The following is a 12,368-nucleotide window of genomic DNA, read 5'->3' as shown; positions in this document are numbered from 1 at the left end:
GCATCAGAGCGGGGTGACGACGCGTCACGTGCGGACGCGTCGTCACCCCGTTGCCGGGACGCCCCGGGTCGCTCTCAGACGGCCGTGTGCGGGACGGCCAGTTGTCCGGCCAGCCAGGTGGGGACGCCACCCAGCAGCCGGAACAGCCGACGGGCCTCCTCCCGGAGCCGCCCGGCCTCGGGTTCCGTCTCGGTGTCGGCGAGCGCGGTGAGGGCCGGTGCCGTGCCGACGAGATAGCCCAGCTCCTCCCGGATCCGCAGCGACTCGGCGAACCCGTGCCGGGCCTCCGCCAACTCGCCCTCGCGCAGGGCGATTCCGGCGAGATGGCGCCAGGTGAAGGACAGCAGCAGGGCGTCACCCTGGGCGGTCGCCCCGGCGTGGGCGCGACGGTAGGCGGCGCGGGCCGCCTCCGGGGAGTCGCCGAGGTTCTGGGCGACCAGGCCGCGCCGGAAGTCGAGCAGGGGACGCCCCTCGGCCGAGGGGCTGATCAGCGCGGCGGCCCGGCCCAGCGCCGCCCGTGCCTCGTCCGCACGGTCCCGAACGCCGAGCAGGGTCGACGCGTAGGCCAGGTAGCCGCGTTCGCAGGCCGCCGCCCCGCGCTCCTCGTCGGTCCGGGCCACCGCCTCGGCCGCCCGGAGGGCCTCGTCCGCCTCGGCCCAGCCCTGCTCGGTGTACAGACACCGCTCGATCAGCAGCGCGGCCCGTTCGAGCGCCGCGGCCGGTTCGGCCGCGCGGGGCGCGAGCAGCGCGGCGGCGTCCGTCCAGCAGCCGCGCGAACGCAGCCGCCATATGGCCGTCTCCATGGGGGTCGCCTTGCCGTAGGCAAGGGACGGATCGTCACCCTCCGTCGTTTCGGAACCAGACATGGCGGTGTCCGCCACATTGCCCTCCCCGAGCGCACCATTGAGCTGTTGAGTGAGGCTGGAATCTCAGCACGAACGGGCGGGCCTGGCCAAGGGGTCAGGTGAATGAATTCACAAGTGCCTTGTGTTTATCCGGTATACGGACACGGAAGGCCCGATGTGACCGGTGGACGGGCCGATTCGGAGCGGTTCCCGGCCCTTCCGGAAGGGCTGGGGGCTTCCGCCCGGCGCCGTGCGCGGGCCGGATTTCCCGTGCGCGGGATCCGCGCCCTCGCTCGAAGAGATGAATCTCCGTGTCCGTCTTCCGGGTGAGGACCGGGACGGGACTCCCCCTTGGGCCGGACGGGTGGTGTGGAGGGCGGCGGAACGGCAGCGGGGCCACCCGGCGCGGGGTGCGCGTGTCCGCACCCGCGGGCCCCCGCGGGGCGGCCCGCCCCGGGAGCCGGGAGCCGGGAGCCGGGCGCCGCCCCCCCCGGGTCCGGCTCAGCTCATCCGCAGGGCCAGGAAGAAGTCCAGCTTGTCCTCGAGGCGCGACAGGTCCCGCCCGGTGAGTTGCTCGATCCTGCCGACCCGGTAGCGCAGGGTGTTCACATGCAGGTGGAGTCGCGTCGCACAGCGTGTCCAGGACCCGTCGCAGTCCAGGAAGGCCTCCAGCGTGGGGATCAGCTCCGCACGGTGCCGGCGGTCGTAGTCCCGCAGCGGGTCGAGCAGCCGGGCCGTGAAGGCGCGGCGGACGTCGTCGGGCACGAACGGGAGCAGCAGGACGTGCGAGGCCAGCTCGTGATGGCCGGCCGCGCAGACCCGGCCCGGACGGGCGGCGGCGACCCGGCGGGCGTGCCGGGCCTCCTCCAGCGCGCCGCGCAGGCCCTCCGCCGAGTGGACGGCGGCGCTGACGCCCAGGGTGAGGCGGCCGTCGTCGGCGAGGCCGGACGACAGGGGGTCCCGTACCGCCGCGAGGAGCTCGTCCGCGTGCAGGCCGGCGCCGGCGCCCCGGTCCTCGTCCTCGCTGTCCGGCAGCGGGCCCGCGGGCAGCGGGACCAGGGCGATGGCCTCGTCCCCGTGGTGGGCCACGGCGATCCGGTCGGCCGAGTCCGGCCCGACGGTCGCCGGGTCGACGAGGACCTCCTCCAGCAGCGCCTGGGCGWCKGSGCCGCCGTCCACCGTCTGGCCGGCCGCGCCCTCGGGCTCCCACTCCACCCGGGCGACGACGACCTGCCAGTGCGGCGCGGTGCCCAGTCCCGGCAGCAGGACCGGCGCGGCCACCCGCAGGCGGGCCGCGATCTCGGCCGGTGCCGCGCCCGTCTGGACCAGTTCGAGGACCTCCTGGGCGAGCCGGCGCCGGACCGTGCGGGCCGCGTCCCGCCGGTCCCGCTCCACGGCGATCAGCTGGGTGACGCCCTGGAGCAGGTCCAGGCGCGCCGCGGGCCAGTCCCCGGCGTCCGCCTCGACGGCCAGCAGCCAGTCGGACAGCACCGTCTCCCGCACGTCCCGCGAGGCGGGTGCGGCCCCGCGGCCGGTGTTGCGGATCGGGAAGAGCGAGTACGTCGCCCCGGCCGCGTTCAGCCGGTGCGGGCCGCGCCGGCCGGTCCGGGTGGCGGCCAGGTGCTCGCCGGCCAGCCGCGCGGCGAGGGCCCCGTCCAGCGGTTCGCCCGCCCCCGCGATCTGGCGGCCGGTGGGGGAGAGGACCCAGGCCCGCAGGTCGAGGTCGGAGCCGAGCAGATCGAGGACCACGTCCGGACCGCCGCCCGCCGGGCCGGAGGTCATCAGCCGCCGGTGGCGGTCCACGACGGCGGCCAGGTCGCCGGCCCGCTCGCCGGAGACCTGTCGAACAACGTGCTCGGTGATCGTCGCGAACGCAACGGACTCGTTCACCGCGAAGAGCGGCAGACGATGGCGAGAACACGCCTGGACGAGGTCGTCGGGGATGTCCCCGAGCTCCGCCTCGCCCGCCGCGAGGGCCGCGACCCCGGCGGAGGCCAGGATCCGTACGAACGGCTCGGCGTCCGCCGGCTCGCGGAGCCAGGCGAGCCCGGTGAGGACCAGCTCGCCCCCGGACAGATACCGGCTGGGGTCCTTGAGGTCCGTCGTCATCACGCCGCGGACGGTGCGGTCCAGCTCGTCCTCGCCACCGAGCAGGCGCAGCCCCAGCGCGTCGGTTTCCAGCAGTGCGCGCAGCCGCATCTCGTCGCCGCCGTTCCTTCTCGTCAGTCACTCGTGGGTAAGACATAAACAGGTGGATCCCCAGGATCCGCGGCGCGGGAGAGTGTCGCGTTGTCGACGGTGGCCCGGTGCCGGGGTTTCCAGGGGAAAACGGAGAGGTTGCCGAGCCTCGCCTTTCGTTCGAATCTACAAGACGAGGAAGGTCACCAGCCAACTCCTTCATGTTTTCGGTGACTGCACCGGGCAGCGCCGGGCTTGTGTACTAGGCCACACATCGCGTGAACAGCACATGAACACGAATTCGAAGTCGAGGGCCGGCCGTCCCCCCGGGCCCGTACGACGGACCCCCGACCACTAGAAGCACAAGAAGAGAGCCACCATGGACTTCCTTCGCCCCGCCAGCTGGGAGGAGGCGCTCGCCGCCAAGGCAGAGCACCCCACGGCCGTGCCCATCGCAGGCGGCACCGACGTCATGGTCGAGATCAACTTCGACCACCGGCGCCCCGAGTACCTCCTGGACCTCAACCGTATCGAGCTGCTGAGCGAGTGGGAGGTCGGGGAGGAGAACGTCCGCCTCGGCGCCTCCGTCCCGTACACCACGATCATGGAGCGCCTGCGGGCCGAGCTGCCGGGCCTGGCCCTCGCCTCGCACACGGTCGCCTCCCCGCAGATCCGCAACCGCGGCGGCGTCGGCGGCAACCTCGGCACCGCGTCCCCCGCCGGCGACGCGCACCCCGCGCTGCTCGCCGCGGGTGCCGAGGTCGAGGTCGAATCGGTGCGTGGCAACCGGTTCATCCCGATCGACGCGTTCTACACGGGCGTGAAGCGCAACGCGCTGGAGCCCGACGAGCTCATCAAGACCGTCCACATCAAGAAGGCGGACGGCCCCCAGCAGTACTCCAAGGTCGGCACCCGCAACGCGATGGTCATCGCGGTCTGCGCCTTCGGCCTCGCGCTCCACCCGGAGACCCGGACCGTCCGCACCGGCATCGGTTCGGCCGCACCGACCCCGATCCGCGCCAAGGAGGCCGAGGCCTTCCTGAACGCGGCGCTGGAGGAGGGCGGCTTCTGGGAGAGCGGCAAGATCATCACCCCGTCGATCGCCAAGCAGTTCGCCGACCTGTGCTCGGGCGCGGCGAACCCGATCGACGACGTCCGAGGCACCGCGAAGTACCGCCGCCACGCCGTCGGCATCATGGCCCGCCGCCAGCTCGGCTGGACCTGGGAGCAGTACCGCGGCGCCGGCCGCCCGCTTGAGGGAGCTGCATAACCATGCGCGTCAATTTCACGGTCAACGGTCGTCCGCAGGAAGCCGACGACGTCTGGGAGGGCGAGTCCCTCCTCTACGTCCTGCGCGAGCGGATGGGCCTGCCCGGCTCCAAGAACGCCTGCGAGCAGGGTGAATGCGGTTCCTGCACGGTCCGCCTCGACGGGGTGCCGGTCTGTTCCTGCCTGGTCGCCGCCGGCCAGGTCGAGGGCCGCGACGTCGTCACCGTCGAGGGCCTCGCCGACTTCGCCAGGCAGCGCGAGGAGCACGCCGGCCACGGCGGCTGCGCCACCGGCGCCTGCGGCACCTCGCTCGACACCGCCCGGAAGTGGGAGGCGCGCCCCTCGCAGGGCGAGCCCGGCGCGCGGGCCGGCCAGGACTCGCAGACCGGCGAGGGCGTGGAACTCTCCCCGATCCAGCAGGCGTTCATCGACGCCGGCGCCGTCCAGTGCGGCTTCTGCACGCCTGGTCTGCTGATCGCCGCCGACGAGCTCCTGGAGCGGCAGAGCGACCCGTCCGACCAGGACATCAGGGAGGCCCTGTCCGGCAACCTCTGCCGCTGCACGGGCTACGAGAAGATCCTCGACGCGGTCCGCCTGGCGGCCGCCCGTCAGGGAGAGGCGGTCTGACCATGGCGCAGAACACGCGCACCGCTCCGGCGGGCACACCGACGAACGTCACCCAGAAGCACAACCAGGGCGGCATCGGCGAGTCCACGCTCCGCCCGGACGGCACCCTCAAGGTCACCGGCGAGTTCGCGTACTCCTCGGACATGTGGCACGAGGACATGCTGTGGGGCCAGACCCTCCGCTCGACCGTCGCGCACGCCGAGATCGTCTCCATCGACGTCTCCGAGGCCCTCGCGACGTCCGGCGTGTACGCCGTGCTCACGTACGACGACCTGCCGGCCGAGATGAAGAACTACGGCCTGGAGATCCAGGACACCCCCGTCCTCGCCAACGGCCGGGTACGTCACCACGGCGAGCCGGTGGCCCTGATCGCCGCCGACCACCCGGAGACCGCCCGTCGCGCCGCGGCCAAGGTGAAGATCGACTACCGGGAGCTGCCGCTCGTCACCGACGAGGCGTCCGCACTCGCCGCCGACGCGCCGCTCATCCACGAGGGCCGCGACGACCACCACATCGGTCACGTCCCGCACCCGAACATCGTGCACCGCCAGCCGATCATCCGCGGCGACGTGGCGGAGGCCCGCAAGAGGGCCGACGTGATCGTCGAGGGCGAGTACGTGTTCGGCATGCAGGACCAGGCCTTCCTCGGCCCGGAGTCCGGCCTCGCCGTGCCCGCCGAGGACGGTGGCGTCGACCTGTACGTCGCCACCCAGTGGCTGCACTCGGACCTCAAGCAGATCGCCCCCGTCCTCGGCCTGCCCGAGGAGAAGGTGCGCATGACGCTCTCCGGCGTCGGCGGTGCCTTCGGCGGCCGCGAGGACATCTCGATGCAGATCCACGCCTGCCTGCTGGCACTGCGCACCGGCAAGCCGGTCAAGATCGTCTACAACCGCTTCGAGTCCTTCTTCGGCCACGTCCACCGCCACCCGGCGAAGCTCTGGTACGAGCACGGGGCCACCAAGGACGGCAAGATCACGCACATGAAGTGCCGGATCGTGCTCGACGGCGGCGCCTACGCCTCGGCCTCCCCGGCCGTCGTCGGCAACGCGTCCTCCCTCTCCGTCGGCCCGTACGTCATCGACGACGTCGACATCGAGGCGATCGCGCTCTACACCAACAACCCGCCCTGTGGCGCGATGCGCGGCTTCGGCGCCGTCCAGGCGTGCTTCGCCTACGAGGCGCAGATGGACAAGCTCGCGGCCAGGCTGGACATGGACCCGGTCGAGTTCCGCCAGCTCAACGCCATGGAGCAGGGCACGATCATGCCGACCGGCCAGGTCGTGGACTCGCCGGCCCCGGTCGCCGAGCTGCTGCGCCGGGTCAAGGCCCGCCCGATGCCGCCGGAGCGCCAGTGGGAGACCGCCGGCGAGGGCGCGGACGTCCGCGCGCTGCCCGGCGGCCTGTCGAACACCACGCACGGCGAGGGCGTCGTCCGCGGCGTCGGCTACGCCGTCGGCATCAAGAACGTCGGCTTCTCCGAGGGCTTCGACGACTACTCGACCGCCCGGGTGAGCCTGGAGGTCATCAACGGCGAGCCCGTGGCGATGGTCCACACGGCCATGGCCGAGGTCGGTCAGGGCGGTGTCACCGTGCACGCCCAGATCGCCCGTACGGAGCTCGGTGTCACGCAGGTGACCATCCACCCGGCCGACACCCAGGTCGGCTCCGCCGGTTCGACGTCCGCCTCCCGGCAGACGTACATGACCGGTGGCGCGGTGAAGAACACCTGCGAGGCCGTCCGCGAGCGGGTCCTGGAGATCGGCCGGCGGAAGTTCGGCTCGTACCACCCCGCGTGGGCCACCGCCGAGCTGCTCCTGGAGAGCGGCAAGGTCGTGACCGACGGCGGCGAGGTCCTCGCCTCCCTGGCGGACGTCCTGGAGGACGAGACGATCGACATCGAGCTCGAGTTCCGCCACCGGCCTACGCAGGCGTTCGACCTCGTCACCGGTCAGGGCGACGGCCACGTCCAGTACACCTTCGCCGCGCACCGCGCGGTGGTGGAGGTGGACACCGAGCTCGGCCTGGTCAAGGTCATCGAGCTCGCCACCGCCCAGGACGTCGGCAAGGCGCTCAACATGCTCTCCGTCGTCGGCCAGATCCAGGGTGGCACCACCCAGGGCCTGGGCGTCGCGGTGATGGAAGAGATCATCGTGGACCCGAAGACCGCGAAGGTGCGCAACCCCTCCTTCACGGACTACCTGATCCCGACGATCCTCGACACGCCGACCATCCCGGTCGACGTGCTCGAACTCGCCGACCCCAACGCGCCCTACGGCCTGCGGGGACTCGGCGAGGCCCCGACCCTCTCGTCCACGCCGGCCGTCCTCGCGGCGATCCGGCAGGCGACGGGTCTGGAGCTCAACAAGACGCCGGTCCGCCCCGAGGCGCTCACCGGCACCTTGTAGGACTCTCCGGGCGGCGCGCCATCCGGGAACGTCACACCTCCCCGCCCGCGCCGTCCGGAGCCTCCAGCACCACCCGCACCACCAGCAGTACCGCGCAACACCGGATGGATCCGATCCATCCACGTCCGTCTCGGGCCGTCCCCCGGGTCGTGCAGCCAACGCACCATCCCAAATCCCGCAGCACCTCCGTCTTCCCCGTCGGATGCGGGTGTCCCTTTGAACCTTGGGAGTAGGCCCCATGACCCAGTCGTCAGTGGAGCCCAAGACCGCCTCGGAGGACGCGGGCTCCGGCTCGAACGTCCCCGCCGGCCGCTCTTGGCTCGACCGGTACTTTCACATCTCGGAAAGAGGATCCACCGTCGCGACGGAGATACGCGGCGGCGTCACCACCTTCATGGCGATGGCGTACATTCTCCTGCTCAACCCCCTGATCCTCGGCGGCAAGGACGTGGACGGCAACGTCCTCAGCCAGCCCGCGCTCATCACGGCGACCGCTCTGGCCGCCGCCGCGACGACCCTGCTGATGGGCTTCTGGGGCAAGGTCCCCCTCGCCCTGGCGGCGGGTCTCAGCGTCTCCGGTGTGCTCTCCTCGCAGGTCATCGCCGTGATGACCTGGCCCCAGGCGATGGCCATGTGCGTGGCCTACGGCGTGGTGATCTGCCTTCTGGTGGTCACCGGGCTGCGCGAGATGATCATGAACGCGATCCCGCTGGCGCTCAAGCACGCGATCACCATCGGCATCGGCCTCTTCATCGCGATCATCGGCTTCGTGAAGGCCGGCTTCGTGCACGAGAACCCCTCTCCCGGCGGAGGCCCGGTCACCCTCGGCCCCGCCGGTGAGCTCCAGGGCTGGCCCGTACTGATCTTCGCGGTCACCCTGCTCCTGATCTTCGCCCTGCAGTCCCGCAACATCCCCGGCGCCATCCTCATCGGCATCGTCGCCGGCACGGTGATCGCCGCCATCGTCAACGCGGTCGCGGACATCCCGAAGGAGGGCGCGGGCGCCTGGTTCTCCGGCCCGCCGGAGCTGCACGGCAGCGCCGTCTCCGCGCCGGACTTCTCGCTCATCGGCGAGGTGTCCTTCAGCGGCTGGGGCGACGTCGGCTACATCACCATCACCATGATCGTCTTCACCCTGGTGCTCGCGGGCTTCTTCGACGCCATGGCCACGATCATCGGCGTCGGCTCCGAGGCCAAGCTCGCCGACGAGCAGGGCCGGATGCCGGGCCTGTCCAAGGCGCTGTTCATCGACGGTGCCGGCGGCATCCTCGGCGGCGGCGTCGGCGGCTCCGGCCAGACCGTCTTCGTCGAGTCGGCGACCGGTGTCGGCGAGGGGGCCCGTACGGGTCTCGCCTCCGTGGTCACCGGCGCGTTCTTCGCGGCCTGCCTCTTCTTCACCCCGCTCACCGCGATCGTGCCGGCCGAGGTCGCCTCCGCCGCCCTGGTCGTCATCGGCGCGATGATGATGCAGAACGCCAAGCACGTCGACTGGAGCGACCGCTCCGTCGCGATCCCGGTGTTCCTCACCGTGGTCCTGATGCCGTTCACGTACACCATCACCACGGGTGTCGCGGCCGGCGTCATCTCCTACGTCGTCATCAAGGTGGCGCAGGGCAAGGCACGCGAGGTGGGCGCCTTCATGTGGGGCCTGACCGCGATCTTCATCGTGTACTTCGCGATCCATCCGATCGAGAGCTGGCTGGGCGTCAGCTGACGCCCCCACCGCCGCCCTCCCCACACCACCCGAGGAGACCGAGATGCTGGACATCGCCGAAGAGCTGCACCGGTGGGTCGAGCAGGGACGCGAGTTCGCCGTCGCCACCGTCGTGGCGGTCGGCGGGAGCGCGCCCCGGCAGCCCGGCGCCGCGCTCGCCGTCGACAGCGACGGCACGGCGATCGGCTCGGTCTCCGGGGGCTGTGTGGAGGGCGCGGTCTACGACCTGTGCACGCAGGCCCTCGAGGACGGCAAGACCGTCGTCGAGCGCTTCGGATACAGCGACGAGGACGCCTTCGCGGTCGGTCTGACCTGCGGCGGCATCATCGACATCCTCGTCACCCCGGTACGCGGCGGGGTCTACCCCGCCGCGCTGGAAGCCGCCGTCTCCGGCGAGGCCGCGGCCCTGGCCCGGATCGTCGAGGGCCCCGCCGACCTGATGGGGCGGGCCCTGCTGGTCCGCCCGGACGGGTCGTACGAAGGCGGGCTCGGCGGCCATCCGGAACTGGACCGCACCGCGGCGGGCGAGGCCCGCGCGATGCTGGACGGCGGCCGCACCGGCACCGTCGTGATCGGCGAGGACGGCAGCCGCTGCGGGCAGCCGCTCACCCTCCTGGTCGAGTCGTCCGTGCCGCCGCCGCGCATGATCGTCTTCGGCGCCATCGACTTCGCCTCGGCGCTCGTGCGGGTCGGGAAGTTCCTCGGCTACCACGTGACCGTGTGCGACGCCCGCCCCGTCTTCGCGACGCCGGCCCGGTTCCCCGAGGCCGACGAGATCGTCGTGGAATGGCCCCACCGCTACCTGGCGTCGACCGAGGTCGACGGCCGCACGGTCCTGTGCGTGCTGACCCACGACGCCAAGTTCGACGTGCCGCTCCTCGAAGCGGCCCTGAAGCTCCCCGTCGCCTACGTGGGCGCGATGGGTTCCCGCCGCACCCACGAGGACCGCAACAAGCGGCTGCGGGAGGTCGGCGTCACCGAGCTCGAACTGGCCCGGCTGCGTTCCCCGATAGGCCTCGACCTCGGCGCCCGCACGCCGGAGGAGACGGCGCTGTCGATCGCCGCCGAGATCGTGGCCAACCGCCGCGGCGGCACGGGCGCCTCCCTGACCGGCGCGCACACCCCGATCCACCACGACAGCCCGCGCCCGCCCGCCGGCCGGATTGGTTCGGTCGCCTGACGGGTCGCCTGACGGGTCGCCCGACGGCCGGGGGTCGGCCTGAGCGGGAGCCGCGACGGGAGTCGTCGGGTCCCTCGGGCGACCGGGCGCCCGGCCCCGTGGTCAGCCGTTCGCGCGATTGACGCGCGCCGGGCCGGGGGTGAGGCTCGGGGGGAACGCTCCCGGGAGCCGGGCATCCCGGTCACGGGACCCGATCCCGTGACGCGCACGAAGGGACGGCCCATGCGCCGACGCACCCTGCTGCCGGCCCTCCTTCCTCCCCTCGTGCTCGGGCTCGTCGCCCTGCTGCCGGCGCGGACGCCGCCCCCGGCGGAGGACCCGGTGGACCCCGCGGCCCCCGTCCGGCTGTACGCACCCGAACCGTCCGCCGAGGCCCAGGCGCACCACCGCGACCTCGTCGCCCGCGGCGACGCGTCCACCGCCGCGGCCCTGCGCGCCATGACGCGCACCCCGCAGGCCGTGTGGTTCGGCGACGCGACCCCCGCCAACACCGAGCGCGAGGTGCGCGGGACCGTCTCCGCCGCGGAGAAGGACGGCAGCGTTCCCGTCCTCGTGCTCTACAACCTCCCGGGGCGGGACTGCGCCCAGTACTCCGGCGGAGGCGCGAGCGGCGCGGCCGCGTACACGGCCTGGACCGACGCCGTCGCCCGCGGCATCGGCGACCACCGGGCCCTGGTGGTCCTGGAGCCCGACGGCCTGGCCCTGCTCCCCTCGGAGTGCGGACAGGACGACGCCGCCGGCTCCCGGACCGCCGAGCGGTACGCCTCGCTCGCCCGGGCCGTCGACACCCTCGAACCCCTCCCGGCCACCCGGGTGTACGTCGACGCCGGCCACGCCGCCTGGCACGCGGTTCCCACCGTCGTCACCCGCCTGCTGAAGGCGGGGGCCGGGCGGGCCACCGGCTTCGCCGTGAACGTCTCCAACCACCGCACCGACGACGACACGACCTGGTACGGCACGCTCGTCGCCTCCTGCCTCGCCCACGCCGAGGGCGGCGGCGACCCCGCCCGCTGCCCGGACCGCACGCTGCCCCGCGCGCAGGCCCGGGCATGGCTGGCCGCCCACGTCACCACGCCGGCGGACCGGATGAGGCACTTCGTCACCGACTCCAGCCGCAACGGCCAGGGCCCCTGGACACCGCCCGCCGGCCGCTACACCGACCCGCAGGACTGGTGCAATCCGCCCGGCCGAGGGCTCGGCGCCCCGCCCACGACCGTCACCGGCGACCCGCTCCACGACGCCCGCCTCTGGATCAAGATCCCGGGCGAGTCCGACGGCCAGTGCCTGCGCGGCACGGCGGGACCGCTGGATCCCGAACGGGGGATCGCCGACCCGCGGGCGGGGGAGTGGTTCCCGTCCCAGGCCCTGGAACTCCTGCGCCTGGCGAACCCGCCGGTCGTCCCCGCCCGCTGACAGCCGTCGTCGCGGGCCCGCGGAGACCGCCCGGACAGGACCTGGGCGTCGCCGGCCGGGGCCGCCTCGCTACGCCTTGGTCAGGCCGTTCAGGAGCAGCTCCGCCAACTGCTCGTACGCCTCGGCGTCCGCGAGTCCGGTCGTCGCCGCCACCTGGCGCTGCTGGATGCGGACCATGACCGAGGCGATGACGTCGGCCGCGAAGGTCACGTGGACCTCGCGGAAGGCGCCGGCGCGCACGCCCTCCTCGATCAGCTGCTGCACCCGGCCCGCCGCCGCCCGCGTGTTGCGCTCGTACACCTCGGCGGCCGGTTCGAAGGCCGCCACGTCGTCGAAGAACTGCGGCGAGACCGGGGCCAGCTCCGCCGAGACGGCCCGCAGGTAGGCGGCGAGGCGCGGGGCCGGCTCGCTCTCGGCGGCGAGGACCGACTCGACCCTGGTGGTCGCGCGCCGGAAGAAGTGGACGACGGCGGCCCGGACCAGCTGCTCCTTGCTGCCCGCCAGGCCGTACAGCGTGCGCTTCGAGCAGTGCAGGCGGGCGGCGAGATCGTCCAGCGTCAGCTGCGCGAAGCCCTCGCCGACGAGGAGGGCCACCAGCTCCTCGAACAGGGCGGACCGGCGGGCCGCGCCACGGCCCGTCAGCTTGGGCGCGTCGGCGGCTGAGGTCTCGATCACCCGAACAGTATGCCGGTCGGCTTGTTCCGGGGGTTACGGCGTCCCACTTCTGCGCTACTCTC

At 72.9% G+C, this 12,368-nt stretch carries 9 protein-coding genes; 6 read left to right on the top strand and 3 right to left on the bottom strand.

The window, feature by feature from the left end:
• Positions 1-74 precede the first annotated feature (74 nt).
• Together EAO71_RS27265 and EAO71_RS27260 are read right to left on the bottom strand one after the other, a co-directional pair.
• Positions 75-866, bottom strand: coding sequence for a hypothetical protein (locus tag EAO71_RS27265; RefSeq protein WP_187282852.1), 792 nt, complete (start codon positions 864-866; stop codon positions 75-77).
• A gap of 480 nt (positions 867-1,346) precedes the next feature.
• On the bottom strand, positions 1,347-3,044 hold the full coding sequence (locus tag EAO71_RS27260; RefSeq protein ID WP_147980474.1) for a PucR family transcriptional regulator: 1,698 nt from the start codon (positions 3,042-3,044) through the stop codon (positions 1,347-1,349).
• A 358-nt stretch (positions 3,045-3,402) separates the two neighbouring features.
• Here EAO71_RS27260 and EAO71_RS27250 point away from each other — a divergent pair, with 358 nt between their 5' ends.
• From EAO71_RS27250 to EAO71_RS27225, 6 genes are all read left to right on the top strand, one after another.
• Complete coding sequence (locus tag EAO71_RS27250; protein WP_147980473.1) at positions 3,403-4,293, top strand: FAD binding domain-containing protein; 891 nt, start codon at positions 3,403-3,405, stop codon at positions 4,291-4,293.
• A 2-nt stretch (positions 4,294-4,295) separates the two neighbouring features.
• Entirely contained in the window at positions 4,296-4,919 is a 624-nt protein-coding gene (locus EAO71_RS27245) for a (2Fe-2S)-binding protein (RefSeq protein WP_147980472.1), read from the top strand.
• A 2-nt stretch (positions 4,920-4,921) separates the two neighbouring features.
• Complete coding sequence (pucD, locus tag EAO71_RS27240) at positions 4,922-7,324, top strand: xanthine dehydrogenase subunit D (RefSeq protein ID WP_147980471.1); 2,403 nt, start codon at positions 4,922-4,924, stop codon at positions 7,322-7,324.
• A 238-nt stretch (positions 7,325-7,562) separates the two neighbouring features.
• The gene (locus EAO71_RS27235) at positions 7,563-9,038 is read left to right on the top strand and encodes an NCS2 family permease (RefSeq protein WP_147980470.1); all 1,476 of its coding nucleotides are present in this window, start codon (positions 7,563-7,565) and stop codon (positions 9,036-9,038) included.
• A gap of 43 nt (positions 9,039-9,081) precedes the next feature.
• A complete protein-coding gene (locus tag EAO71_RS27230) occupies positions 9,082-10,218 on the top strand; it encodes an XdhC family protein (protein WP_147980469.1) in 1,137 nt (378 codons plus the stop codon).
• 222 nt (positions 10,219-10,440) lie between these two features.
• Positions 10,441-11,631 (top strand): glycoside hydrolase family 6 protein, encoded by a 1,191-nt coding sequence (locus EAO71_RS27225; RefSeq protein WP_147980468.1) that lies wholly within the window; start codon positions 10,441-10,443, stop codon positions 11,629-11,631.
• Between the two features lie 69 nt (positions 11,632-11,700).
• Here EAO71_RS27225 and EAO71_RS27220 read toward each other — a convergent pair whose 3' ends face one another.
• The gene (locus EAO71_RS27220) at positions 11,701-12,306 is read right to left on the bottom strand and encodes a TetR/AcrR family transcriptional regulator (protein ID WP_147980467.1); all 606 of its coding nucleotides are present in this window, start codon (positions 12,304-12,306) and stop codon (positions 11,701-11,703) included.
• Positions 12,307-12,368 lie beyond the last annotated feature (62 nt).

It is taken from the genome of Streptomyces sp. MS191, assembly GCF_008042125.1.
In the GTDB taxonomy this organism is placed as follows: domain Bacteria; phylum Actinomycetota; class Actinomycetes; order Streptomycetales; family Streptomycetaceae; genus Streptomyces.
Note: the sequence above shows the minus strand (reverse complement) of the source record. Positions and strands in the feature narration are given on the sequence as shown.

Excerpts from the sequence above, each read along its gene's own strand:
- EAO71_RS27265 (WP_187282852.1), bottom strand. The coding sequence starts at position 866 with ATGTCTGGTTCCGAAACGACGGAGGGTGACGATCCGTCCCTTGCCTAC.
- EAO71_RS27250 (WP_147980473.1), top strand. The coding sequence starts at position 3,403 with ATGGACTTCCTTCGCCCCGCCAGCTGGGAGGAGGCGCTCGCCGCCAAG.
- EAO71_RS27245 (WP_147980472.1), top strand. The coding sequence starts at position 4,296 with ATGCGCGTCAATTTCACGGTCAACGGTCGTCCGCAGGAAGCCGACGAC.
- pucD (WP_147980471.1), top strand. The coding sequence starts at position 4,922 with ATGGCGCAGAACACGCGCACCGCTCCGGCGGGCACACCGACGAACGTC.
- EAO71_RS27235 (WP_147980470.1), top strand. The coding sequence starts at position 7,563 with ATGACCCAGTCGTCAGTGGAGCCCAAGACCGCCTCGGAGGACGCGGGC.
- EAO71_RS27230 (WP_147980469.1), top strand. The coding sequence starts at position 9,082 with ATGCTGGACATCGCCGAAGAGCTGCACCGGTGGGTCGAGCAGGGACGC.
- EAO71_RS27225 (WP_147980468.1), top strand. The coding sequence starts at position 10,441 with ATGCGCCGACGCACCCTGCTGCCGGCCCTCCTTCCTCCCCTCGTGCTC.